23 protein-coding genes and 1 pseudogene are annotated in these 23,168 nt (G+C 72.5%); 14 read left to right on the forward strand and 10 right to left on the reverse strand.

The genetic code is table 11. The features are described 5' to 3' along the window. Window positions 1-90 precede the first annotated feature (90 nt). The 7 genes from CRP51_RS17050 (at window position 91) to serC (ending at window position 7,116) form a co-directional block, all read left to right on the forward strand. Window positions 91-1,620: an ATP-binding protein gene (locus CRP51_RS17050; RefSeq protein ID WP_097232075.1), complete on the forward strand. Its 1,530-nt coding sequence runs from the start codon at window positions 91-93 to the stop codon at window positions 1,618-1,620. Beyond that, a complete protein-coding gene (locus CRP51_RS17055; protein WP_097232076.1) occupies window positions 1,617-2,075 on the forward strand; it encodes a roadblock/LC7 domain-containing protein in 459 nt (152 codons plus the stop codon). Before CRP51_RS17050 ends, CRP51_RS17055 begins: the two co-directional genes overlap by 4 nt. Further along, the gene (locus tag CRP51_RS17060; RefSeq protein WP_097232077.1) at window positions 2,072-2,428 is read left to right on the forward strand and encodes a DUF742 domain-containing protein; all 357 of its coding nucleotides are present in this window, start codon (window positions 2,072-2,074) and stop codon (window positions 2,426-2,428) included. The genes CRP51_RS17055 and CRP51_RS17060 overlap by 4 nt, the downstream gene beginning before the upstream one ends. Beyond that, on the forward strand, window positions 2,409-3,020 hold the full coding sequence (locus CRP51_RS17065; RefSeq protein WP_097232078.1) for a GTP-binding protein: 612 nt from the start codon (window positions 2,409-2,411) through the stop codon (window positions 3,018-3,020). The genes CRP51_RS17060 and CRP51_RS17065 overlap by 20 nt, the downstream gene beginning before the upstream one ends. Beyond that, window positions 3,017-4,294 carry a cytochrome P450 gene (locus tag CRP51_RS17070; RefSeq protein ID WP_245880634.1) on the forward strand — a complete coding sequence of 426 codons (1,278 nt, stop codon included), beginning with the start codon at window positions 3,017-3,019 and terminating at the stop codon, window positions 4,292-4,294. The genes CRP51_RS17065 and CRP51_RS17070 overlap by 4 nt, the downstream gene beginning before the upstream one ends. Next, window positions 4,291-5,556 (forward strand): cytochrome P450 family protein, encoded by a 1,266-nt coding sequence (locus CRP51_RS17075; protein ID WP_097232079.1) that lies wholly within the window; start codon window positions 4,291-4,293, stop codon window positions 5,554-5,556. The genes CRP51_RS17070 and CRP51_RS17075 overlap by 4 nt, the downstream gene beginning before the upstream one ends. Before the next feature lie 441 nt (window positions 5,557-5,997). After that, on the forward strand, window positions 5,998-7,116 hold the full coding sequence (gene serC / locus CRP51_RS17080; protein ID WP_097232080.1) for a phosphoserine transaminase: 1,119 nt from the start codon (window positions 5,998-6,000) through the stop codon (window positions 7,114-7,116). 75 nt (window positions 7,117-7,191) lie between these two features. On the opposite strand, the pseudogene CRP51_RS17085 reads toward serC, so the two are convergent. From CRP51_RS17085 to CRP51_RS17095, 3 genes and pseudogenes are all read right to left on the reverse strand, one after another. After that, window positions 7,192-7,509: pseudogene (locus tag CRP51_RS17085) on the reverse strand (Uma2 family endonuclease); the annotation flags it as partial. 78 nt (window positions 7,510-7,587) lie between these two features. Then, complete coding sequence (locus tag CRP51_RS17090; RefSeq protein WP_097232082.1) at window positions 7,588-8,442, reverse strand: ABC transporter permease; 855 nt, start codon at window positions 8,440-8,442, stop codon at window positions 7,588-7,590. Beyond that, window positions 8,439-9,482 (reverse strand): ATP-binding cassette domain-containing protein, encoded by a 1,044-nt coding sequence (locus CRP51_RS17095; RefSeq protein ID WP_097232083.1) that lies wholly within the window; start codon window positions 9,480-9,482, stop codon window positions 8,439-8,441. Before CRP51_RS17095 ends, CRP51_RS17090 begins: the two co-directional genes overlap by 4 nt. Before the next feature lie 153 nt (window positions 9,483-9,635). Between CRP51_RS17095 and CRP51_RS17100 the strand changes: the two genes are divergently transcribed. Beyond that, the gene (locus CRP51_RS17100; protein WP_097232084.1) at window positions 9,636-10,481 is read left to right on the forward strand and encodes a TetR/AcrR family transcriptional regulator; all 846 of its coding nucleotides are present in this window, start codon (window positions 9,636-9,638) and stop codon (window positions 10,479-10,481) included. Window position 10,482: 1 nt separating this feature from the next. Here the strand turns inward: CRP51_RS17100 and CRP51_RS17105 are convergent, their stop codons facing one another. Next, window positions 10,483-11,544: a YncE family protein gene (locus CRP51_RS17105; protein ID WP_245880635.1), complete on the reverse strand. Its 1,062-nt coding sequence runs from the start codon at window positions 11,542-11,544 to the stop codon at window positions 10,483-10,485. A 139-nt stretch (window positions 11,545-11,683) separates the two neighbouring features. On the opposite strand from CRP51_RS17105, the gene CRP51_RS29180 reads away from it, so the two are divergent. Continuing rightward, window positions 11,684-12,547, forward strand: coding sequence for a hypothetical protein (locus CRP51_RS29180; protein WP_212615932.1), 864 nt, complete (start codon window positions 11,684-11,686; stop codon window positions 12,545-12,547). Between the two features lie 262 nt (window positions 12,548-12,809). Continuing rightward, window positions 12,810-13,319, forward strand: coding sequence for a hypothetical protein (locus CRP51_RS17115; RefSeq protein ID WP_097232085.1), 510 nt, complete (start codon window positions 12,810-12,812; stop codon window positions 13,317-13,319). Window positions 13,320-13,491: 172 nt separating this feature from the next. Here CRP51_RS17115 and CRP51_RS17120 read toward each other — a convergent pair whose 3' ends face one another. Beyond that, window positions 13,492-14,361, reverse strand: coding sequence for an imine reductase family protein (locus CRP51_RS17120; RefSeq protein ID WP_097232086.1), 870 nt, complete (start codon window positions 14,359-14,361; stop codon window positions 13,492-13,494). A gap of 60 nt (window positions 14,362-14,421) precedes the next feature. Here CRP51_RS17120 and CRP51_RS17125 point away from each other — a divergent pair, with 60 nt between their 5' ends. Both CRP51_RS17125 and CRP51_RS17130 read left to right on the forward strand, forming a co-directional pair. Further along, a complete protein-coding gene (locus CRP51_RS17125) occupies window positions 14,422-14,781 on the forward strand; it encodes a MerR family transcriptional regulator (RefSeq protein WP_097232087.1) in 360 nt (119 codons plus the stop codon). 85 nt (window positions 14,782-14,866) lie between these two features. After that, window positions 14,867-15,865, forward strand: coding sequence for an aldo/keto reductase (locus CRP51_RS17130; protein WP_097232088.1), 999 nt, complete (start codon window positions 14,867-14,869; stop codon window positions 15,863-15,865). Between the two features lie 237 nt (window positions 15,866-16,102). On the opposite strand, the gene thpR is transcribed toward CRP51_RS17130, so the two are convergent. The 4 genes from thpR to CRP51_RS17150 all read right to left on the reverse strand — a co-directional run bounded on the left by thpR (window position 16,103) and on the right by CRP51_RS17150 (window position 19,985). Then, a complete protein-coding gene (thpR, locus tag CRP51_RS17135; RefSeq protein WP_097232089.1) occupies window positions 16,103-16,678 on the reverse strand; it encodes an RNA 2',3'-cyclic phosphodiesterase in 576 nt (191 codons plus the stop codon). A 319-nt stretch (window positions 16,679-16,997) separates the two neighbouring features. Then, window positions 16,998-17,954, reverse strand: a complete 957-nt coding sequence (locus tag CRP51_RS17140) for a phosphotransferase family protein (RefSeq protein WP_212615933.1) — start codon at window positions 17,952-17,954, stop codon at window positions 16,998-17,000. 122 nt (window positions 17,955-18,076) lie between these two features. After that, window positions 18,077-19,435: an MFS transporter gene (locus tag CRP51_RS17145; protein WP_097232090.1), complete on the reverse strand. Its 1,359-nt coding sequence runs from the start codon at window positions 19,433-19,435 to the stop codon at window positions 18,077-18,079. Between the two features lie 109 nt (window positions 19,436-19,544). Continuing rightward, window positions 19,545-19,985, reverse strand: coding sequence for a MarR family winged helix-turn-helix transcriptional regulator (locus CRP51_RS17150; RefSeq protein ID WP_097232114.1), 441 nt, complete (start codon window positions 19,983-19,985; stop codon window positions 19,545-19,547). Window positions 19,986-20,185: 200 nt separating this feature from the next. Between CRP51_RS17150 and CRP51_RS17155 the strand changes: the two genes are divergently transcribed. Together CRP51_RS17155 and CRP51_RS17160 are read left to right on the forward strand one after the other, a co-directional pair. After that, window positions 20,186-20,485 carry a DUF2530 domain-containing protein gene (locus CRP51_RS17155; RefSeq protein ID WP_097232091.1) on the forward strand — a complete coding sequence of 100 codons (300 nt, stop codon included), beginning with the start codon at window positions 20,186-20,188 and terminating at the stop codon, window positions 20,483-20,485. Between the two features lie 33 nt (window positions 20,486-20,518). Further along, window positions 20,519-21,409, forward strand: coding sequence for a phosphotransferase (locus CRP51_RS17160; RefSeq protein ID WP_097232092.1), 891 nt, complete (start codon window positions 20,519-20,521; stop codon window positions 21,407-21,409). A gap of 4 nt (window positions 21,410-21,413) precedes the next feature. Here the strand turns inward: CRP51_RS17160 and thrS are convergent, their stop codons facing one another. Beyond that, window positions 21,414-22,679 (reverse strand): threonine--tRNA ligase, encoded by a 1,266-nt coding sequence (gene thrS, locus CRP51_RS17165; RefSeq protein WP_097232115.1) that lies wholly within the window; start codon window positions 22,677-22,679, stop codon window positions 21,414-21,416. Window positions 22,680-23,168 lie beyond the last annotated feature (489 nt).

The raw sequence follows: 23,168 nt of genomic DNA on the forward strand, positions 1-23,168 counted from the left end.
TCCGGAAAGCATGAGACCGTGGGGGGTCTCAACTCACCCTATAGTGTTGGCCAATTAACGCCCCCTGACGTCCCCCCGAGGTCCCGTTTCATGACAGCGCACACCCGGCCGGAACGCCCGAGGCCGCAGCGCCCGGCGAAGCGTCAGATGTTGCTCGCCCTGCTGATCACCCTGGCCGTCACGGGTCTGACCTGGACCGTCGCCGTCTCGCTCGCGGAGGACTCCGTGCGGCTGCCCCTCGCGTGGGGCGCCGGAGCCGCCGCGGTCGCGCTCTGTGTCGCGGTGCCGTGGGCCGTGCACGGCCGGGCCGAAACCCGACGCCTCACCGCCGAGCTGGCCGAACGGCGGCACCGCCTCGACGACTTCGCCGACCAGGAGGTGCCCGCGCTGGTGGGCCGCCTGCGGGGCGGCGCGTCGACCGACACGGCGCTGGGCGCCGCCCGCCCGGACAACAACGCCGAGGCCAAGGTGCTGCGCACCCTCGCCGAGGAGGTCGGCCGGGCCGAGGCGGGCAAGGCCGCCGCCCTGGCCGCCGGCGCCGGCGCCGCCGCCCGGCTCCAGGCGCTGACCATCGGCATGTTGGCCGAGCTGCGGGAGATGGAGCACCGGCACGGCGACGAGGACGTCCTCGGCGACCTGCTGCTGCTCGACCACCGCACCGCGCAGGCCGGCCGCCTCGCCGACAGCATCGCGGTGATCACCGGCGCCCGCTCCGGCCGGCGCTGGTCCAAGCCGATCGTGATGGAGTCCATCATCCGCGGCGCCATGGGCCGCATCGGCGGCTACCAGCGGGTGCGTTCGCACTCCACGGTCAACGTCGCGGTCGCCGGCCACGCCGCCGAGGGCGTGATGCACGCGCTCGCCGAGCTGCTGGACAACGCGGCCAACTTCTCCCCGCCGACGGCCGAGGTGCACGTCTACGTCGAGGAGGTGCAGACCGGCGTCGTCATCACCGTCGAGGACAGCGGCCTGGTGATGAGCGACGTGGCGCTGCGCCGCGCCGAACGCGCCGTCTCCGCCAGGGAGCTGGACCTCAGCGCGCTCTCCGGCACCCGGCTCGGCCTGGCCGTCGTCGGCCGGCTGGCCCGCAAGCACGGGCTCAAGGTCTCCTTCCGCCCGTCCGCCAGGGGCGGCACGGGCGTGCTGATGGTGATCCCGCAGGAGCTGATCAGCCGCCCCCGCTCCCCCGAGGAGTCGCCGGGCCGCGCCACCCCCGCGAAGACCGTCCCGGCAGCCCCCGCCAAGGCCGCCGCTCCCCTCCCCTCGCCGACCCCGGCGCCCGAGGCCGAACGCCCCGTCCCGCCGGCGCCGGTCGCCGACGACCGCCCGCCGGCCACGCGCGAGCACTCCCCCGCGGAGTCCACGGGCACCGACGAGCTGCCCCAGTTCGGCGAGAGCGGGCTGCCCAAGCGCCGCAGGGGCCGCACCCTGGCCAACGCCAACAGGCAGGAGCGCGCCCGGCAGGACCGCGCCGCCTCCGCCCCCGCGCACTCGCCGGCCGAGTCCGCCGCCAGGTTCGGCGCGTTCCGTCAGGCCCTCCAGGGACGGGACCGCGCCACCGGCGACCAGACCGAACTCTCCCCCCGAGAAAAGTCCCACCCGGAGGAACACACCCCATGACCACATCATCCGCCGGGACCCGGCATCCCTCCCCGACAGCGACGGCGGACGAGCGGCTCAACTGGCTGCTGGAGCGGCTGCTTGACCGCACCCCGGGCGCCCGGCACGCGCTGGTGCTCTCCCGCGACGGCCTGAAGCTCTGCCGGACGCCCGAGCTCTCCGAGGACCAGGCCGACCAGCTCGCGGCGATCGCCGCCGGCATCCAGAGCCTCTCGCACGGCGCCTCCATCGAGTTCGGCGACGGCTCGGGCGGCGTGCGCCAGTCGATGACCGAGTTCTACGGCGGCATCCTCTTCATCGTGGAGGCCGGCGACGGCGCCCACCTGGCGATCGTCGCCGACCAGCACGCCGACGTCGGCGTGATCGGGCACAACATGAACGAGCTGGTCGAGCAGCTCGGCGAGTACCTCAGCGCCGCGCCGCGCGGCCAGGGCGGCGGGGGCGGGACCTCGTGACCCGCCCGGGGCGCGACGACGACCCCGACCGCCTGTACACCGTGACCCGGGGTCGCAGCCGGGCCTCGTCGGACGCGTTCGACCTGGTCACCCTCGTGGTGAGCGAGTCGGACGCGACGCCGGGGATGCAGTCGGAGCACACCCGCATCCTGCGGCTGTGCCAGTACCCGACGGCGGTGGTGGAGGTCTCGGCCGAGCTGAAGCTCCCGGTCACCGTGGTGCGCATCCTCCTCAGCGACCTGCTCGACTCGGGCCTGATCACGGCCCGGCACCCCCAGACGGCCGGTTCGGCCGCACACCTACCCGACTCGAATCTCCTTGAGCAGGTGCTCGTTGGACTCCGCAACCTCTGACCGCCCGGCCCACCGCACCCCACTCGGAAGGTCAGCCGACAACGGTCTGAAGATCGTGGTCGTCGGCGGCTTCGGCGTGGGCAAGACCACCATGGTGCGTTCCGTGAGCGACATTCGGCCGCTCAACACCGAGGAGGTGATGACGCGGGCCGGCGAACAGGTCGACGACGTCTCCGCCATCCAGGGGAAGACCTCCACCACGGTGGCGTTCGACTTCGGGCGGATAACGCTCAACGAGCGCACCGTGCTCTACCTCTTCGGCGCCCCCGGACAGGAACGTTTCTGGTTTCTCTGGGACCGGCTCTTCACCGGGACCCTGGGCGCCGTGGTCCTGGTGGACACCCGGCGGCTGGCCGACTCCTGGTACGCCATCGACCGCCTGGAACACCACGGCACACCGTTCATCGTGGCCCGCAACGACTTCGGCGGCCCCCAGCACAGCGCCGAACAGGTGCGGGAGGCGCTGGACCTCTCCGAGGACGTCCCGATGATCGACTGCGACGCCCGCTCCCGCCCGTCCAGCAAGAACGTGCTGATCACGCTCGTCGAGCACCTGCACGCCCTGTCCACCGCCCAGGAGAGCGCTCCGTGACCACCCCCGCGTCCCCCTCGTCCTCCCCCGTCGGCACGCGCGGGTTCGCCCCGGACGCCGTGCCGCTCAGCGGCGAGCGCTTCCACACCGACCCGCACGAGCTGTACCGGGAGATGCGGCAGAAGCACGGGCCCGTGGTGCCGATCGTGCTGGCCGGCGACATCCCGGCCTGGCTGGTCATCGGCTACCGGGAGCTGCACCAACTCCTCAGCGACTCCGAGCTGTTCAGCCGTGACTCGGCACTGTGGAACCAGTGGGACAACATCCCCGACGACTGGCCGCTGCTGCCCATGGTCGGCAAGCAGCCGTCGATCCTCTACACCACGGGCGAGGCGCACACCCGGCGGGTCTCGGTCACCAACGACGCGTTGGAGGCCGTCGACCAGATCGAGCTGCGCCGCATCGTCGAGCGCCACGCCGACGCCCTGGTGGACCGGATCTGCGGGCAGGGCGAGGCCGAGCTGATCGAGGACTACGCCAAGCTGCTGCCGGTCCTCGTGCTCGCCCAGATCCTCGGCTTCCCCGAGGAGGACGGCCCGGCGCTCAGCCAGGCGATGCACGACCTGGTCGACGGCACGGAGAGGGCCATCGACGGGCAGCAGTACATGGTGAACGCCATGGAGCAGCTGGTCGCGTCCCGGCGCGAGCGGCCGGGGGCCGACGTGACCAGCCGCATGTTGGCCACGCCCCGGGGGCTCACCGACGAGGAGATCGTCTGGGACCTGATGGTGAACATCACCTCGGGGCACCAGCCGACGGCCGACTGGATGGGCAACACGCTGCGGCTGATGCTCACCGACGACCGGTTCGCCGCCTCCTTCTTCGGCGGGCGCAACAGTGTCGCCGAGGCGATGCGCGAGGTGCTCTGGGAGGACGCGCCAAGCCAGATCATCGCCGGTCGCTGGGCCAGCAGGGACACCAGGCTGGCCGACCGTCACATCAAGGCGGGCGACCTGATGGTGCTCGGCTTCCAGGGCGCCAACGACGACCCCCAGGTGCGCGTGCACCAGCACGGCGGGGCCGGCGGGATGACGGGCGGCAATAACGCTTTCTTCTCGTTCAGTCACGGGGAGCACCGTTGCCCGTTTCCGGCGGTGGAGATTGCGGAAGTCATCGCGAGGACCGGAATCGAGGTGATCCTCGACCGGCTCCCCGACATGGATCTGTCCGTTCCACCGGCATCGCTCGTCCGGCGGCCCTCACCCTGGCTGCGGGGCATGACGGCGCTGCCGGTGCGCTTCACGCCGACACCGGCACTAGGAGGCCAGAGATGACCTGTCCCGTCCACCACGCGGCCGATTCCCCCGGCGCAGACACGATCGTGCTCGATCCGTTGGTCCGCGACCTGGCAGGTGAGGGGGAGGCGCTGCTGGCGGCGGGGCCCATAGCGCGCGTCGAACTCCCGGGCGGGGTGACCGCGTTGGCGGTCACCCGACACGAGGAAGCCCGCCGGCTGCTGAACGACCCGCGGCTGGTGAAGGACGTCAACGCCTGGGGCGCCTGGCAGCGCGGCGAGATATCCGAGGAGTGGCCGCTGATAGGGCTGGCCGCTCCGCCTCGTTCCATGCTCACGGTGGACGGCCCCGAACACCGTCGCCTGCGCGCCAAGGTCGCGCAGGCGCTGACCCCCCGCCGGGTGCACCTGCTGCGGCCCGGCGTCGAACGCGTCACCGAGCGGCTGCTGGCCGACCTCGCGGCCCAGCCGGTCGGCGAACCGGTCGACCTCAAGGCGCACTTCTCCTACCCGCTGCCGATGGCGGTCATCTGCGAGCTGATGGGCATCGACCCCGCCGACCAGCCGGAGCTGCGCTCGCTCTTCGACGAGTTCTTCAACACCCAGACGCCGCCGGCCCGCGTCCCGAAGATGCTCGCCGAGCTGCGCGCCCTCTTCGAGAAGACCGTCGAGGCCAAGCGCGCCCACCCGGGCGACGACCTGACCAGCGCGTTGATCCTCGCGGACGACGGCGGCGAGCGGCTGACCGACGACGAGATCACCAACACCCTCCAGCTGGCCATCGCGGCCGGTCACGAGACCACCGTCGCGCTGCTGAACAACGCGGTGCGCGGGCTGCTCGCCCACCCCGACCAGAAGGCGCTGGTCCTCGACGGCGAGGTCCCCTGGGAGAACGTGATCGAGGAGACCCTGCGCTACTCCTCGCCGACCTCTCACGTGTTGATACGTTTCGCCACCGAGGACATCGAGGTCGGCGACACGGTGATCCCCAAGGGCGAGGGACTGGTCACCTCCTATGTGGCCATCGGCTGGGACGAGAAGCAACACGGCCCGACCGCCCGCCAGTTCGACATCACGCGGCCCACCCCGATACGGCACATCTCCTTCGGGCACGGCCCGCACGTCTGCCCCGGGGCCCCGCTGTCCCGCCTGGAGGCGGCGATCGCGCTGCCGGCGCTCTTCGAACGTTTCCCCGACCTGGCCCCGGCCGTCCCCGACGAGGCGCTGACGCGCCGTCCGAACGTCACCCAGAACGACCTCGCGGAGCTTCCGGTTCTGCTGCACGGGGCGCCCGGCCGCTGAGGCCTCTTCCGCACCCCACCTGGCCGGTGCGGCACCGCGGTCGACCGACCCCCGCCACGAACGCACCGGGCCGGGGAACGACAACCCACCTGGCCGGTGCGGCACCGCGGTCGACCGACCCCCGCCACGAATGCACCGCGCAGTTCCCCGCGCCCCCAAGCGGCCGCGCAGGGGCGCGGGGAACTGCGCGAGCAACCGTCCACGGCGGTACAGCCGACCACCCACCCGAGCCACCCGGCACCGCTGTCGACCAACCCCCACCCCCAAGCGGCCGCGCATCACCGCGGGGAACTGCGCGAGCAACCGTCCACGGCGGTACAGCCGACCACCCACCCGAGCCACCCGGCACCGCTGTCGACCAACCCCCCACCCCGGCAGGGGCACCGTCTCATCCCCCGGACGAGGTGCCGGCGGCCCCCGGAAGGGACTACGCTCCGGCTCGTGGCCGATATCGAGATTCCCGCTGAGATCAAGCCCGCCGACGGCCGGTTCGGATCGGGCCCCTCCAAGGTGCGCGTCGAGGCGCTGAACGCCCTGGCGGCGACCGGCGACTCCCTGCTCGGCACCTCTCATCGCAAGGCGCCGGTGAAGAGTCTGGTGCGCCGGGTGCGTGAGGGAGTGTCCTCGCTGCTGTCCCTCCCCGAGGGGTACGAGGTGGTGCTCGGCAACGGCGGCTCGACCGCGTTCTGGGACATCGCCACCCACGGCCTGATCGAGGCGAAGTCGCAGCACCTGTCGTTCGGCGAGTTCTCGGCCAAGTTCGCCAAGGCCGCCAGCAAGGCGCCCTGGCTGGACGAGCCCACGGTGATCACCGCCGAGCCCGGCACCTTCGCCCAGCCGCGCGCCGAGCGCGGCGTCGACTCCTACGCGTTCACCCAGAACGAGACCTCCACCGGCGTCGCCGCCCCGATCAACCGGGTCGCGGACGCGGACGAGGGCTCGCTGGTGCTGGTCGACGCGACGTCGGGCGCCGGCGGGCTGCCGGTGGACATCACCGAGACCGACGTCTACTACTTCGCGCCGCAGAAGTCCTTCGCCGCCGACGGCGGTCTGTGGATCGCCGCGTTCTCGCCGACCGCGCTGGAGCGGGTCGAGCGGATCGCGGCCTCCGGCCGGCACATCCCGGAGTTCCTGTCGCTGCCCACGGCCGTCGACAACTCCCGCAAGGACCAGACGTACAACACCCCGGCCGTCGCCACCCTGTTCCTGCTGGCCGACCAGCTGGAGTGGATCAACGGCCAGGGCGGCCTGGACTGGGCCGTCGGCCGCACCGCCGACTCCTCGGCGCGGCTGTACTCCTGGGCGGAGAAGTCCGAGTTCGCCTCGCCGTTCGTCACCGATCCGGCGGCGCGTTCGCAGGTCGTCGGCACGATCGACTTCGCCGACGGCGTGGACGCGGCCCGGATCGCCGCCGTCCTGCGCGAGAACGGCGTGGTGGACACCGAGCCCTACCGCAAGCTCGGCCGCAACCAGCTGCGGATCGCCATGTACCCGGCCGTCACCCCGGACGACGTCGAGGCCCTGACCCACTGCGTCGACCACGTCGTCGAGCGCCTCTGACCCGAGCGCTCCCCGTCTCCAGCCGAGGCCCGGCACCCCGCGTGGGGTGCCGGGCCTCCGCCATGGCGGCGACGGTCAGCGGACGTAGCGCTTGAGGATCTCGGTGTCGAGATCGATGCGCACCGGCTCCGGCAGCGACACCCGCTCCCCGAAGTCGAAGGTGTGGGTCTCGCGATAACGACCCCGCTCCGGTGCGGCGTGCACGGTGACCGTGGAGTCGTCCCGGTCGACGAGCAGACAGACCGGGACACCGACGGCGGCGTAGGCCGCCGGCTTCTCGACCCGGTCCCGTCGGTCGGTGTCCTGGTCGTAGGAGGTGATCCCGACCGCCATCGACACGCCCTCGGGATCGGCCCACTCGCCCTGCCCGGCGAAGTGCCCCACGGGCGCCAGCTCCTCGAAGTCCTCGACCGGCATCTGGGCGCCACGCAGGGTTCCGGATGTCATGGCCAGCCACCTCTTCCCCTCAGTTCAACGACCCAGCGCCTGGTAGCGCCGGACCGCGAGGGGGACGAAGACCGCCGTGATGACCAGCGGCCAGACGATCGCCATCAGCAGCGCGTTCTGCTCGATCCAGCTGTCGCCGGTGGGCATCGGGTTGCCGAAGAGGTCGCGGATCGCGTTGGCCGTGGAGGAGACCGGGTTCCACATGGCGATGGCGCCCAGCCAGTCGGGCATCATCGAGGGGGGCGTGAAGACGCTGGAGATCATCCCGAAGGGGAAGGCCACGGCGAAGAGGTTGCCCGCCGCCTCCTGGTTCGGGGTGATCAGCCCCAGGAACACGCCGATCCAGATCAGCGCGAAGCGCAGCAGCAGCAACAGCCCGAACGCGCCCAGCGTCGCCCAGAGGCCGCCGTCGGAGCGCCAGCCGATGACCAGCGCGATGATCGCCATCACCAGCAGGTCGAACGACGCCTGCACGACGTCGGAGACGCCGCGCCCGGTGACCACGGCCGAGGGTGCCATGGGCATGGAACGGAACCTGTCGGTGATTCCCCGTTCCTTCTCGATCACGACTGCCATCGCGGTGTTCATGAAGCCAAACGCCATGGTCATCGCGAAGAGTCCGGGCATCGCGAAGGACTTGTAGTCCGCGCCCTCGCCGACGTCCATGGCGCTGCCGAAGACATAGACGAACAGCAGCACCGAGACGATCGGGAAGCCCAACTGCCAGGCGACCATGGAGGGTTGCTTGGCGAGGTGGGTCAGCTCGCGTCGGACGATGGTCAGACAGTCGGTGACGGCCCAGTAGAGCCTGCGTTCCTGCCCGGTGTCGTCGAGGGCGAGGGGCGGGGCTGGCCGCTCGGGTGCCGTGCCGCTGCTCATGCGTGGGTCTCCTCACTCGGCTCCGCGGCGGACGACGCGTCGGCCGGCCGCCGTTCCTTCGGGTCGTTCGCCTGCTGGCCGGGCACCGGGGAGGCGTCGCCGCCGGTGAGACGGAGGAACACCTCGTCCAGCGTGGGACGCCGCAGCCCGATGTCCTCGACGGAGACGGCGCGCTCCTCCAGCTCCCGCGCCACGGCGGTCAACGCGGCCACGCCGTCGGCCACCGGGGTGTGCACCCGCAGCGACTCCTCGTCCCGCTCGGGGCCCACGCCTTTGGTCACCCGGGCCATGGTCTTGACCGTCCGCTCCAGGTCGGCCGGGTCGGTCAGCACCACCTCGAGCCGGTCGCCGCCGACGGCGCGCTTGAGGCCGGCGGGGGTGTCCTCGGTGATGTTGCGGCCCTGGTCGATGACCGCGATCCGGTCCGACAGCTTGTCGGCCTCGTCCAGATAGTGCGTGGTCAGCAGCACCGTGGTGCCGCCGGCGGCCAACGAGCGCACCGCGTCCCACACCTCGCTGCGCCCGCGCGGGTCGAGCCCGGTGGTCGGCTCGTCGAGGAAGAGCACCTGCGGCGCCAGGATCATGCTGGCCGCCAGGTCCAGCCGGCGGCGCATCCCCCCGCTGAACCCCTTGACCTGCTTGTCGGCCGCCTCCGCCAGGCTGAACTGCGCCAGCAGCTCCTCCGCCCGCCGCCACGCGGTGGCGTGGTCCAGGTGGTAGAGGCGGCCGAACATCCGGAGGTTCTGCCGGGCGCTGAGGATCTCGTCCACCGCGGCGTTCTGACCGGTCAGGCCGATCCGTCGGCGCACCCGCGCCGGCTCCGCCCGCACGTCGACCCCCGCCACCTCCGCGCGTCCCCCGTCGGCGCGCAGCAGCGTCGACAGGATCCGCACCGAGGTGGTCTTGCCGGCCCCGTTGGGCCCGAGCAGGCCCAGCACCGTCCCGCGCCGGACGGCCAGATCGAGCCCGTCGAGGGCGACCTTGTCCCCGTAGCGCTTGCGCAGCCCCTCCGCCACGACCGAGTAGTCGGACGACCCCATGCCCTTCTCCCCTCCCGCCGCGCGCCCGCTGCGGGACACCGACGACCGATCTCGCTTCCGAGCGCCATAACTGGGTACGCCGTACTGAGTACGACGTACCCAATGTAGCGTACGTTGTACTCGATTCGTCGAGCGGTTTTAGGATGGTGCGCGATGACTTCGGAGATCGAGCAGAGCCATGCGGCCATCAGCCGCAGCCTTGAGCTGCTGTGGCGGGGGCGCGGCCAGCGCAGCCGCGGCCCGAAGCCCGGACTGTCGCTGGACGCGATCGTCTCCGCCGCCGTCCGACTGGCCGACCGCGAGGGGCTCACCGCGCTCTCGATGCGCAGGGTCGCCGCCGAGCTGGGCGTCGGCACCATGTCGCTGTACCGCTATGTGCCCGCCAAGACCGAGCTGCTGTATCTGATGCTCGACCACGTCTCGGCACCGAGCAGCCACGACGAGGCGGAGACGGCCGGCGAGAGCTGGCTCGCCCGCCTGGAGCGGATCGGGCGCGAGACCTACCGGCTCTACCTGGACCACCCCTGGCTGCTCCAGGTCAACCAGTCCCGGCCGGTGCTGGGGCCCAACTCCATGCTGGGCCTGGAGTACAGCCTCGCCACGCTGGACGGCCTGAGCCTCACGGACCCGGAGAAGATCCAGATCATCGTCACCGTCGACTCCTATGTCACGGGCACCGCCCGCCACTATGTGCTGCTGCGGCAGGCCCACGAGGAGACCGGGATCACGGACGACGAGTTCTGGGAGGCGCAGGGACCCGCGATCGAGGAGGCGATGACGCGCCACTCGTTCCCGCACCTGATGAGGCTGAGCGCGGAGGCCTTCTCCATGTCGCAGGAGTCGATGCTCGACTTCGGGATGGAACGGGTGCTCGACGGCATCGCCTCCTTCGTCGCCGCCTGCCAGGCGTCCCGCCCCGACGGCCCGCCGGCGCCGGAGCAGCCCCCCGACTGCGGGCCGGTCGACGACGACACCCCCGGCGCCGGCACCGGCGGGTGAGCTACTTCCCGCCCGTCGGCAGGCGCCGCGACGCCAGCACCGCGACCGCGCCGATCACCAGCAGCACGACGACCGCGTTGGCGCTCATGCCGCCCTCGTCGTCCTTCTCCGCGTCGCCGCTCCCGTCGGCGGCCTCCTCCCCCTCACCGGTCCCCGACTCCCCCTCCTCTCCCGCGCGGTCCTCGGCCGCGACGCTCTCCGGCAGCAGCTCCCCCTCCAACTCCACCGGCTCGACCGGGCTGTTGGGACCCTCCGAACCGAACATCACATACCGTCCGCCGCCCGCGAAGGTCAGCGACTCCCCCTGCCGTTGAAGCGGGACCCGCACCCGCCGCTCCAACCGCCGGGGCTGCCCGTCCTCGCCCCAGGCGTACATCCGCGCCGCGAAGTAGCCCCGCAGCAGCAGCCTGCTGCCGTCCGGCGCGAACGCCCCGTCCGTCACCTCCAACTCGATGTCGGCCACCCGCTCGAAGACATTAGCCTCCGCCTCTGACAATTCCTCGGGCCCGGCGTAGAGACCGCCCCCGCCGTCCCCGTTCTTGCTGGCGATGTAGACCCTTCCCGTCTCCGGATGGACCATCAGCGCCTCGGCGTTGCGCGGCCCGTCCGCGTACCGGACGGTGTGGACGGTCGGCGTCACCGTGGCGTCGGCCAACTCCGCCGGCTCGGGCAGCCGGTAGATCCACACCTCCTCCCACGCGCCGTCGAAGTTGTCCCCGATGTCGGCGACATAGAGGTCGCCGTCGGGCCCCAGCGAGATCGCCTCGACGTCCCGCGCCGTCACCCCGGCCAGGTCGATGGTCGCCACCGTCTCGCCCGTGGTGCCGTCCACGGCGAAGATCCGCGCGGCGTCGTCGCTGTCGTTGTGCGTCCAGTAGACGTCCGGATGAGTCGAACTCGCCGCCAGCCCACTGGACTCGGTCAGCCGCTCGTCGGTGAGCGTGAACGCCTCCGGCGCCGGCCCCCGTTCCGTCTCCCCCGCCGCCGTGGCCGGCAGCGCGGCGATCCACACCCCCGCCACCAGGCAGGGAACGACCAGCACGCGCGAGATCCAGGTGGGCATGGCTCCAAGAGTGCCATCCCCCGAGCGCGGCGCGCGGGGCCAGTGCGCCCGTTCCGGAGGGCCCCCGGGGGCCGCGCCGGGCGAACCGGGTGACGCCGACCATTGCGTCACGCTTGACTGCTTTCTAGTCTCGGTGTCCATGAGCGGATACGGACCGCCCGGTTACGGGCAGCAGCCCGGCCAGGGGCAGCCAGGCCAGGGCCAACAGCCCGGCTACGGATACCCCGGCCAGGGACAGCCCTCGGGCCCACCCACACCACAGCAACCCGGTTACGGCCAGCAGCCGCGGCAGCCCTACGGCCAGCCCCAGGGGCAGCCTCAGGCGCCCGGCCAGCAGCCTCCGGCCTACGGACAGCCGCAGGCGCCGGGGCAACAGCCCGGGTACGGCTACCCCGGCCAGGGGCAGCAGCAGCCGCCCGCCTACGGCCAGCCCCCCGGGCAACAACAGCAACAGCCCTACGGGCAGCAGCCGGGCGCCGGTCACCAGCCGCCCGCCTGGAACGCCCCCGGCCCGCCGCCACCACCGGCGAACTCCGGCCCGGCGCTCGGGCGTCAGCTGCACATCCTCGGATTCGTCGGCTCCGGCCTCGCGATCGTCGGGTCGTTCCTGGCCTGGGTCACGGCCGAGGGCGACCTGGTCGCGGACAACTCGGGCGCGCGGGGCACCGCGGGCGACGGCATGTGGACGTTGATCCTCGGCGTCGTCGCCCTCGCCCTGTTCGGCGCGGCCCTCGCGGCCAAGAAGCCGGTGCTGAACGCGGCGGCCGCCATACCGGGGCTGCTCATCCTCGCCATCGGCTTGCTCAACTTCTTCAACCTGGAGCGGCTCGCCCGCGCCGACGTCGAGGACGAGCTGGGCCAGTCGGTCCCGGACGAGCAGTGGGAGCAGTTCACCTCGCAGATCGACCTCACGGCCGGCACCGGGCTGTACCTGACCCTCACCGCCGCCGCGTGCGTCCTGGTCGCCGGCATCCTGTCGGCCACCCAACTGCGTAAGAAATAACGGAAGTTACGGCACCGCCGGGGGGCGGACGGCTCAACTCGCCTTTTTCTGAAGGGAGTAACGAGCCGACAAGGGGGGAACCATAGGGGGCAGCCGGTCGTTCCACGTGCGTGCGACCCATTCGGGTTGAAGCGGAACGCCGCCTCCGAATGAAAACATTCTTCGGTGGATGGATGCATTTACGCGAAGAAAACGGCGGCATAAACCGCCTATCGGACAAGCAGGTTGCGGGGAGAGGCCCCGCTTCCTAGCGTCTGCCGGCATGAGTGCATACGGACAGCAGCAGCCCGGCCCCTACACCCCTCCCCCGGCGGTCCCGACCGTTCCGGCCCTTCCGCAGCAGATCCACATCGCCGGCCTGGTCGGCGGCGCGCTGGCGGCGCTCGGCTCGCTCCTGGCCTGGGCGTCCATCGAGGCCAACGGTCAGAGCGAGAGCGAAGCCGGCCTCAGCGGCGACGGCCTGTGGACCCTGCTTCTCGGGATCGCGACGATCGCTCTCTTCGGTGCCGGCATGGCCACCAAGAAGCCGGTGCTCACCGCCGCCGCCGCGGCCCCCTCGCTGATCACCCTGATCTTCGGTGCGATCAACCTCTTCGACCCGGAGCGGGTTCTGCTCGCCTCCGCCGAGGATGACGGGGTCTCCGAGGCGGACGCCAAGGCCATTCTGGAGATGGTCGACGTGTCGAGCGGCTTCGGCATCTACCTCGTGGTGATCGGCGCCCTCGGTGCCCTCGTCGCCGGCGCCATCGCGGCGACCAAGCTGAAGAAGTGAGTCACTGCTGACCTCCGTTGGCAGGTTTGCGTCGAACAAGGCACAACCAAGCGGGAACACGCCCCGACGGACGAGACGTTCGCCGGGCGCGTTCCACGGTCGGTCGTCACGCAGGTGATGGCCGGCTTTCGCTTTTCCGGCCTCTTTCGCCGGTGTCCCCGAAAGAGAACGCCTACGGCGCGGCGAGGCGGGTGAAGCCCTCGGCGCCGTGGCCGGCGTCGACGGCCCGTCGCACGGCGGCGCGTCCGGCGGCGAGCATCGCGTCGTCCAGGCCGTTGGCCCGGACCGTGGCGAGGACGTCGTCCAGAAGCGAGGCAGCCGAGTCGAGGGACGACTCGTCGCCGGGGAAGTGGCCGGCGGACACGTGCGCGGCCACCGCGTCGATCATCCCGGGCAGCAGCCCGCTCATCGCCCTGGCGTACCCGCCGAGCTCCCCCGGCGCGACGCCCTCGGCGGAGGCCAGTCGGAAGGCGTGGACCACGCCGAACATCGAGGTCCAGAAGAAGTCGAGCAGCGACATGTTGAACGCGGCCGCGCGGCCCGGGTCCTCGCCGACGTGCGTCGGTGTGCCGCCCAGCGCGGCCAGCGTCGCCTCGTGCGCCCCGTGGACCTCGGCCGACCCGCTGTAGAGCACGACCGCGTCCGGGCCGCCGACCGGCGTCATGATCACGCCGTCGAGATAGCCGACGCCGTGCTCCTCGGCCCAGCGGGCCGTCTCACGCGCGTGCCGGGGCGAGCCGCCGGTGAGGTTGACCAGGGTGCGCCCGCGCAGCGCCTCGGGGTCGAGCACCGACCTGACGGCCTCGTGGTTGATCACGCAGACGACGACCAGCGGACTGGCCGCCGACGCCTCGGCGGCGGTCGCGGCGACGGTGGCGTCGAGGCCGGCCCCCTTGCCGGGAGTGCGGTTCCAGACGGTGGTGGGGTGGCCGGCGGCGGCGAAGGCGGTGGCCAGGGCGCGGCCCATCGGCCCGAGCCCGAGGACGGTGACGGGGGTGGGGGTGGGCGTGGGCGTGGGCGTGGAAGTCGTACCGGATGTCATGCCGGGTAACGTAAAGCTTGACGTTGACGTCAGAGTCAAGCCAACGGCCGGGAGGCGGGCGTGCGCATCGGAGAGCTGGCGCGGCGGACCGGAGTCAGCGAGCGCGGGCTGCGTTACTACGAGGAGCAGGGACTGCTGCGGCCGGAGCGGCTGCCGAGCGGCTATCGGGTGTACACCGAGCTGGACGTCGCGGCGGTCCGCCGGATCCGCCTCCTGCTCGCCGCCGGGCTGAGCACCGCGCAGATCGCCGAGGCACTGCCGTGCATGGTCGACGAGGACGAGCTGTTGCAGCCGACGTGCTCGGAACTGGTGGACGCGTTGGCCGCGCACCGGGACCGGATCGAGGAGGCGATCGGCGAACTGGCCGCGACCCGCGACAACCTGAACACGCTGATCGCCCGCGCGCGCCCGGCGGGGTGAACCGTCCTGGGCCCCGGGCGTCACCGGCCCGCCGTCCGGCAGGGCCCCTTGCTTCGAGCGCGCTCCAGGGCGTTGGCTTGCGTCCATGAAGTACACACAGCTGGGACGCACGGGGCTCAGGGTCAGCCGACTGGTTCTGGGGACGATGAACTTCGGTCCGCTCGCCGACGAGGCGACGAGCCACTCGATCATGGACGCCGCGCTGGACGCGGGCGTCAACTTCTTCGACACCGCGAACGTCTACGGCTGGGGCGAGAACAAGGGGCGCACCGAGGAGATCCTCGGGACCTGGTTCGCCAAGGGAGGCGACCGGCGCGACAAGGTCGTCCTGGCCACCAAGGTCTACGGCAACATGGCGGGCGACGGGCAGCCCGCCTGGCCCAACCACGACAAGCTCTCGGCGCTCAACATCCGCCGGGCCGTGGACGCCAGCCTCCGGCGGCTCCAGACCGACCACATCGACCTGTACCAGTTCCACCACGTGGACCGGAACACGCCGTGGGAGGAGATCTGGCAGGCCATCGACGTGCTGGTGCAGCAGGGGAAGATCCTGTACGCGGGCTCGTCGAACTTCGCCGGCTGGCACATCGCGCGCGCCAACGAGACGGCGGCGCGGCGCGGTTCGCTGGGCCTGGTGAGCGAGCAGTGCCTCTACAACCTGGCCGAGCGCAGCGCCGAGATGGAGGTCATCCCGTCGGCGGAGACCTACGGGCTGGGCGTGATCCCGTGGTCCCCGCTCCAGGGCGGGCTGCTCGGCGGCGCCATCCGCAAGGAGCGGGAGGGCGGCGCCTCGCGCAGCTCCGGCGGGCGCGCGGCCGAGGCGCTGGCGGACAGCGCCTTCCGCGCGCGGGTCCAGGAGTACGAGGACCTGCTGGCCAAGCACGGCATCGAGCCGGGTGACGCGGCGCTGGCGTGGCTGCTGACCAGGCCGGGCGTGACCGGCCCGATCGTCGGGCCGCGCACCAGGGAGCACCTGGACTCGGCCCTGCGGGCGGTGGAGCTGGAGCTGAGCGAGGAGATCCTCACCGAGCTGGACCGGATCTTCCCGGGGCCCGGCGCCTCACCCGAGTCCTTCGCCTGGTGACGGACGGCTTCCCGGCCCGGTGAGCTCGCCGCGTGGCCCGTCGTCCCGGCGTTCCCGGGGCGGCGGGTCGCGTCGCTCCCGGGGCGGGTCGCACCGGGGGTGTCTCGGCTGCCCGGGGCGCCCCGGGTCAGCCGCCGAGGGCCGCGGCGACGGCGACCACGGCGAGGATCAGGACGAGGGCGGCACTCACGATGCGTGCTCTGGTCTTCGCGTTCACAGCCCCACGGTACGCCGAGCTCACGCACGTCCGTTCGCCGCTCCCAGCCGCCAGCTCTCCCGGACGTGGTAGCGGGTGCCCTCGCCGGGGCGGTCCTCCGCGCCCATCAGCACCAGCGAGGAGGCCGTCCACTCCCGTCCCTCGAACGCCGCGAGGGCGGCCAGCGGTCGGTCGAGGTCCCGGCCCGAGCCCCGGCCGTAGGCGACCGTGAGATGGGGGCGGTAGGCGTCGTGCGGCGTCCCGCCCGGGGTACCGGCGGCGCGGCCCGCCACGGCGCTCGCGGCGGCCAGCCGGTGCAGCGGCTCCAACGCTCCGCCGACGCCGACCCACAGGTGACGCCGCCCGAACGCGCCCGCGCCGACCAGCCGCAACGTGAACGGTTCGACGCCCCGTGCCGCCCGCGTCAGGCCCTCGTCGAGCGCCGGGAGCCGGTACTCCTCGGTCTCGCCGTAGAAGGCGAGGGTGAGGTGCCAGTTTGCCCGGTCCGACCACCGCAGCCGCTCCTCGTCGACGGAGTGCCCGCTCAACGGAGCTATGGCATCGGCCAGTTGGTCGAGCGCGTCGGTCGGCGGAAGCAGTGCGGAGAAGGTCCTCATGGCCGCTCATGCTAGGTCGGGGCGGGGGGCGCACGGGCGGCGCGAAGTTTTTCCGGCACTCAGGGTTACTTTCCGCCCCGCGCTTCGTTACTCTGTGTGCTGAATCTGTCGCGGGTGGTGCGCGGCGGTGAGGGAGCAGGGCTTTCCGAGGGGGAGGATTCCGATGGGACGGTCGGGGAACGGTTTGGTCGGCGCGTGGGTCCGGGGCGTCGGGCGCGCCCGAGCGTGGGCGGGGCGGCTCGCGCGCCGCGTGCGCGCCGGGATCGGCGGGTGCGGACGGAGCCCGGGGCGGGGCGCCGCCGGACGCCGGACGGATCGCCTAGCGCCCGAGGCCGAGCAGCCGGCGCACCTCGGGACGGTGGAGGAGTTCCACGCACCAGGCGAAGTGGCCGTCCTCGCCGGACGAGGAGTAGGCCGTGGCGGTGACCAGCGAGTAGGCCGCCCGGTAGGTGAGCAGCGTCTCCCTCGGGTGCCCGAGGCGTTCGGTCATGGCGGCCAGCAGCGCCTCGTCGTGGGCGCGGGCCTCGGGCCCGTACATGTCGTAGAAGCCGGCGGCGGTGGCGGCGTCGAAGGCGTTGTCCCCGGCCGTGCTCAGAAAGCCCCAGTCCAGCAGCCCGACGACCGTGCCGTCCCGGTCGACCAGGATGTTGGGTGGGCAGATGTCGCCGTGCACCACGGCCGGCGCCTCCCGGGTCGGCAGGTCGTGGAGCCGGGAGCGGACCGCGTCGAGCACGGCGTCCAGTTCGGGGAGGGCGCGGGTGAGCGCGGGACGGCCGGCCTCCGCGCGGCGCTCGACGAGGGCCGCCAGCGCCTCGGGCCAGGACGCGTGCCCCGCCCAGAGCGGCTCGCTCTCGCCGGGCGCGGGCAGGGCGCGTGCGGCCGGGCCCGCCGTGGTCGCGCCGAGCGCGGCCACCACCTCGACGAAGGCGGCGTGCCCCGCCTCCGGGCCGAGGAAGTCGGCCTCGCTCAGCGGCGTGCCGGTCAGTTCGCGCTCCACGGTCACCACGACGCCCCGGTGCTCCTGGACGGCCACCGGCTCGGGCGTGGCGAACGGCAGCCGCTGGGCGGCGACTTCGCCGTGGAAGGCGGCGAGCCGCCGGGCGTCCCCTGCGGCCCGCCCGCTGTGCCAGACCTTGCCGACCAGCCCGTCGGCCAGCCGGTGGACGGTGCCCTCCATCCCCGCTCCGAGCAGGGCGAGAGGGCGGTGCCCCAGCGCGGTCAGCGTCTCGACCGGGTCCGGGACGGGCGTGGGTTCGGCGGCTTCCGGGGAGTGCACGGGGTCCGTCTCTCTCAGGGCCGGCGGCCCGTTCGGTGGGAGGAGTGGCGGGGTGGACGGCGCGGCACCGCCCCGGGCCGTGGGTCGGGCCCGGTCCGGTGCCGCGTCGTCGGGGCGGCCGGTCAGGCTACGGGACGGATGGCCGCGCCCGCGGGGGCGGTCACCTCTTCCGGGTCGCGCGGCACCAGGGCGAGCCCTCGGCTGCCCGCCCGCAGGCTGATCCGCAGCCGCAGCCCGCCGATCCTGGCCAGGATCAGGGCCACACCGACGGCCGCGGCGAGGCAGACCAGGCCACCGCTGATCAGCCCCACCCGGGCGCCGAACTCGTCGCTCAGCCAGCCGACCAGGGGCCCGCCGATGGGGGTGCCGCCGACGAAGACCATCATGAAGAGGCTGATGACCCGGCCCCGCATCGCCGGGTCACTGGAGATCTGGATGGTCGAGTTGGCGGTCACCTGGAAGGTCATCCCGGCCAGCCCGATCAGCGGCATCAGCACGGCGAAGACCACGAAGTTCGGCGCCGCCGAGGCCACCACCAGCAGGGAGGAGAAGACGGCCGCCGCCCCGACGGTGAACCGCGTCCGGTTGCTGCCGCGCCGGGCCGCCAGCAGGGCGCCGACCACGGAGCCGCCCGCCATCAGCGAGTTGAGCAGACCGAAGGTGCCGGGGCCCGACGCGAAGACCTGGTCGGTGAAGGCGACCAGCCAGATCGCGAAGTTGTAGCCGAAGGTCCCGATGAAGCCGACCAGCACGATCATCCACAGCAGGTCGGGCCGTCCGCCCACGTAGCGCAGCCCGTCCCGCAGCTGGCCCCGCCCGCGGGGCACCCGCTCCGCGGGGTTCAGCTCGGAGGTGCGCATCATCAGCAGCCCGATGATCGGAGCGATGAAGGAGAGTCCGTTCGCGAGGAACGCCCACGCGCCGCCCACGGCGGCGATCATGACGCCGGCCACCGCCGGGCCGATCAGCCGGGCCGACTGGAAGTTCGCCGAGTTCAGGGAGACCGCGTTGCGCAGCAGGCGCGGGCCGACCATGTCGGAGACGAAGGTCTGGCGGGCCGGGTTGTCGACCACGGTCACCAGGCCGACGAGAAAGGCCAGGACGTAGACGTGGTAGACGTTCACCACGTCGGTGAAGGTCAGAGCCGCCAGGGTGAGGCCGGTGAGACCGAGTGCGGCCTGGGTGCCGATGAGCAGCTTGCGCTTGTCGACCCGGTCGGCGAGGACACCGCCGTAGAGGCCGAAGAGCAGCATCGGGAGGAACTGCAGCGCGAGGGTGATGCCGACGGCGGCGGCGGAGCCGGTCAGCTCGTGGACCAGCCAGTCCTGGGCGATGCGCTGCATCCAGGTGCCGATGTTGGATATCGCGTTGCCGAAGAAGTGGATGCGGTAGTTGCGCACCCGGAAGGAGCTGAAGGTGGACACTTTGTCGGTTGCGGTCAGGGATGCGGGTGCGGAGCCTGCTCCGGGTCCCGGACTCAAGGGAGACTCTCCTTAGTACGTTTCCGTGCTGGTCGTGCTGGTCCTACTGGCTGTGCTGATCCTGCTGGTCGTGCCTGTGGTGTGGGTTCGGGGTGGTGGCGCGAGGGCGCTACAAGTGGGCGAGCTTGTGGAGCACGGGAGCGGCGGCGCGCAGCGCCTCCCACTCCTCCTCGGTCAGCTCGTCGGCGAGCCCGGCCAGCCAGGCGTTCCGCTGCTCCCGGCTGGCGGCGAGCATCTCCTCGGCGGCGTCGGTGGCGGCCACCAGCTTCTGCCGGCGGTCCTCCGGGTGCGGCTGGAGGGCGACCAGGCCGCGCTCCTGCAACAACGACAGGATGCGGGTCATCGACGGGGGCTGCACATGCTCCTTGCGGGCCAGCTCCCCCGGGGTCATCGCGCCGCAGCGGGCGAGCGTGCCGAGGGCGGACAGCTCGGCGAGGCTGAGCGTGCGGTCGACGGAGAGGTGGCGCAGCCGTCGGGAGAGCCTCAGCACCCCGACACGCAACGTGTTGACCGCCTCGGCGTCCTCCGGGCCGTCCATCGCGTGAGGCATCCACACCACCGTTCGCTCATTAGCTTGCCTAACGAAATATAGGACGATCGGAGGCCCCTGTACATTCCTGCGACCCACCGGAGTGAGCAACCGCACCCCTCCCCGCGCCTTCGCCCGCGCCCCGGCGCACTCCCGCGTGCCCCAGGCCCCGGGGGTACGCTGAGCCGGCGGACGGTTCACTGACAGGGGAGGCTGGCGCGATGCGCTGGGGCGATCTGGCGGACGGCAAACGAGAGGCACCCGAGCCGCTTGAGGGCGACCCGGTGCGCACGGTGTTCGTCGGCACCCTCGTCTGGGCCGCGCTCTTCGTCGTCCAGCTTCCCTTCTACGGCTGGTTCGACGACCACGACCGCCTCTGGTGGCTCTGGACCTGCGCCGCCGGCGCCGGGCTCGGGCTGATCGGCCTCTGGTACGTCCGCTCCCGCGACGCCGCCATCCGCCGCGCGGCCGAGAACGAGTCCGCGACCGGGGGCGGATCCGCCGCCGCAGCGGACGGCTGACCGGCGCCCCCGGCGCCGGGAGGGACGGGCGGGGTGGCGGAGGGGTTGCTGGCGCGGACGCTGCGGGCCTTCGGCGTGGTGGCCGAGAGCGGGGGCGCCCCGCTGGAGTCCCGTTCCGGGGCGTGGGTCGGCCGGGTGCGGACGTCCGGTGGAGCTCCGGCCTTTCTGAAGGTCGTGTCGGCGGCCGCGGGCGCGGCCACACTCGTCGACACCCGGCGTGAGCTGCGTTTCTATCGGGAGCTCGCCCCCGTCGTCCCCGTGCGGGTGCCGCCGCTGCTCGACGGGTGGGAGGGCGCGGACGGGGTGGCGTTGCTTCTCGGCTTCGCCGGCGAGCCGCGCCCCGTCGCCGACTGGACGCCGGAGCACTGGGCGACGCTCGGCCGCGAGTTGGCCGCGCTGCACGCCATGGTGCCGCCGGCCGAGGGCTGGCAGCGGCCCGACCCGCTGCTCGCCGCGTTGGCCGACCCCGATCTGCCGGCCGTCGAGACCTTCTGGGCGCGGGCCCTGCCGGAGCTGCCCGCGCTGCTGGCCGCCGTCGACGTCCTCCGCCGCCGGATGGCCGCGCCCGCCCCGGTCTTCGGGCACGGCGACTGCCACACGGAGAACCTGGTGCTCGCCGACGGCACCCCCGTCTTCTGCGACTGGCAGACGGCAGGAGTGGGCCGCCCCGTATCCGACCTGGCGTTTCTCAGCGTCCGGGCCACCCCGGGCGGCACCGTGGTGCCCCGGACGCTTCTCGACGGCTATCTGGCGCACCGCGCCGGGGACGTGAGGACCTGGGAACGGGCGCTGGTCGCCGAAGAGTTGGCGACCTATGTGTGGCTGTGGCCGCCGTTCGCCGCGTACAACACCCCCGAGGCCGTCGCGCGGGTCCGGCGACGGGCCCGGGGGCTGGCGGAGCGTTTTCTGGCCTCCGCCGGTTGACGGCTCACGCCGGCTCGTTCCGCTCGGCGTCCGAGGCCGGCTCCCACAGCGCGGTGGAGTGCGCCCCCACCAGCGCGGCCACCCGTTCCAGCACCTCTTCCGCCGGGAGCGGGGGCAGTCGACGGCCGTCGCGGAGACGGACGGCGACCAGCCCTGCTGCCGCCTCCGCGGGGCCGATGACCAGCTGGTAGGGCACCAGCCGCGCCTCCCGGACGCGGGCGCCGAGGGTGCCGCGCTCCGGGTCGGTCACGCACGCCCGCAGATCGAGGTCGAGGACCCGGCGGGCCAGCGCCTGGGCGGCCGGTCGCTCCGCGTCGGTCACCGGCAGGATGGCCAACTGCACCGGCGCGAGCCACGCGGGAAACGCGCCGGCGTGCACCTCGATCAGATGCGCCACCGCGCGCTCCACGCTTCCGACGATGCTGCGATGCACCATCACCGGCCGGTGTCGCGCGCCGTCGGCGCCGACATAGCGCAGGTCGAAGCGTTCGGGCAGGTGGAAGTCGACCTGCACGGTGGAGAGGCTGGTCTCCCGCCCCAGGCCGTCGACCACCTGGACGTCGATCTTGGGCCCGTAGAACGCCGCCTCGTCCTCCTCCGCCTCGTACGGCAGCCCCGCCCCGTCCAGCGCCTCCCGCAGCAGCGCGGTGGAGCGGCGCCACAGCTCGGGGTTGTCGACGTACTTCCCGCCCGGCCCCGGGAGCGAGAGGCGGTAGCGGGCCGGGGCGACGCCCAGCGCCCGGTGGGCCCGGCGGATCAGCTCCAGGGCGTCGCGCACCTCGCCGGCCACCTGCTCCAACGCGCAGAACACATGCGCGTCGTTGAGCTGGATCGCCCGCACCCGGCTCAGCCCGCCCAGCACCCCGGACCGCTCCGAGCGGTACATCCCGCCCAACTCCGCGAAACGCAAGGGAAGTTCCCGGTAGCTGCGGGAGCGGGAACGGTAGATCAACGCATGGTGGGGGCAGAGGCTCGGCCGCAGCACCAACTGCTCGTCGCCGACGTCCATCGGCGGGAACATGTCGTCCCGGTAGTGCGCCCAGTGGCCCGAGATCTCGTACAGCTCCCGCTTGCCCAGCACCGGCGAGGCGACGTGCCGGTAGCCGGCTCGGCGCTCGACGGCGTGCAGATACTCGGCCAAGGCGTGCCGCACGGCCGCGCCGTCCGGCAGCCAGTAGGGCAGCCCGGCGCCGATCAGCGGATCGGTGTCGAAGAGTTCCAGCTCACGGCCGAGCCTGCGGTGGTCGTTGACGGCGGGGGTGGTACTCACGGTGGTCTCCTCGGAGGACGGGAACCACGGGCGGGGTGACCACGCGCCGAAGCCCCGGGCCACTGGCCCGGGGCTTCGGTGACGAACATCGGTCAGCGCGCCGGGACCCACTCCGGCGTCGTCGTCATCGCGGCACGCTGCATGGCACGCACGGTAGCGCGTGGCGGGGCCGAGCGCCGCCGGTTTTCCGGGGCGGCGGACCGCGGACGGCCCCGCGGAGGGCCGACCTGTTCACGACATACCGGAGTTTGGCCGATTCGCACCCTTGCGAGGCGACCACGAAGAGCAACTCATTGACACCATCGAATTACTCTGAGTAGCTTTTCTCGGTAGGTGCCCCCGACGCCCGTGGGAGGGGAAGCCCGTGGCACGTCCGTCCGACTGGTCGCCCGTCGACATGGATTCCGATCCGACGCCAGGTGAGCCCGACGAGGTGCGGGAGTTGGCGCGGGAGCTCCAGGAGTTCGCCGACGATGTCGGGGAGGCGCT

Origin of the sequence: Streptomyces zhaozhouensis, from assembly GCF_900230195.1 — a bacterium.
GTDB lineage: Bacteria > Actinomycetota > Actinomycetes > Streptomycetales > Streptomycetaceae > Streptomyces > Streptomyces zhaozhouensis.

Bases quoted from the DNA above. Each gene is read 5' to 3' on its own strand.
- CRP51_RS17100 (WP_097232084.1), top strand. From the start codon at position 9,636: ATGACTTCGGAGATCGAGCAGAGCCATGCGGCCATCAGCCGCAGCCTT.
- thpR (WP_097232089.1), bottom strand. From the start codon at position 16,678: ATGAGGACCTTCTCCGCACTGCTTCCGCCGACCGACGCGCTCGACCAA.
- CRP51_RS17090 (WP_097232082.1), bottom strand. From the start codon at position 8,442: ATGAGCAGCGGCACGGCACCCGAGCGGCCAGCCCCGCCCCTCGCCCTC.
- CRP51_RS17095 (WP_097232083.1), bottom strand. From the start codon at position 9,482: ATGGGGTCGTCCGACTACTCGGTCGTGGCGGAGGGGCTGCGCAAGCGC.
- CRP51_RS17150 (WP_097232114.1), bottom strand. From the start codon at position 19,985: ATGCCTCACGCGATGGACGGCCCGGAGGACGCCGAGGCGGTCAACACG.
- CRP51_RS17050 (WP_097232075.1), top strand. From the start codon at position 91: ATGACAGCGCACACCCGGCCGGAACGCCCGAGGCCGCAGCGCCCGGCG.
- CRP51_RS29180 (WP_212615932.1), top strand. From the start codon at position 11,684: ATGAGCGGATACGGACCGCCCGGTTACGGGCAGCAGCCCGGCCAGGGG.
- CRP51_RS17155 (WP_097232091.1), top strand. From the start codon at position 20,186: ATGCGCTGGGGCGATCTGGCGGACGGCAAACGAGAGGCACCCGAGCCG.
- CRP51_RS17130 (WP_097232088.1), top strand. From the start codon at position 14,867: ATGAAGTACACACAGCTGGGACGCACGGGGCTCAGGGTCAGCCGACTG.
- CRP51_RS17105 (WP_245880635.1), bottom strand. From the start codon at position 11,544: ATGCCCACCTGGATCTCGCGCGTGCTGGTCGTTCCCTGCCTGGTGGCG.
- CRP51_RS17120 (WP_097232086.1), bottom strand. From the start codon at position 14,361: ATGACATCCGGTACGACTTCCACGCCCACGCCCACGCCCACCCCCACC.
- CRP51_RS17055 (WP_097232076.1), top strand. From the start codon at position 1,617: ATGACCACATCATCCGCCGGGACCCGGCATCCCTCCCCGACAGCGACG.
- CRP51_RS17115 (WP_097232085.1), top strand. From the start codon at position 12,810: ATGAGTGCATACGGACAGCAGCAGCCCGGCCCCTACACCCCTCCCCCG.
- CRP51_RS17075 (WP_097232079.1), top strand. From the start codon at position 4,291: ATGACCTGTCCCGTCCACCACGCGGCCGATTCCCCCGGCGCAGACACG.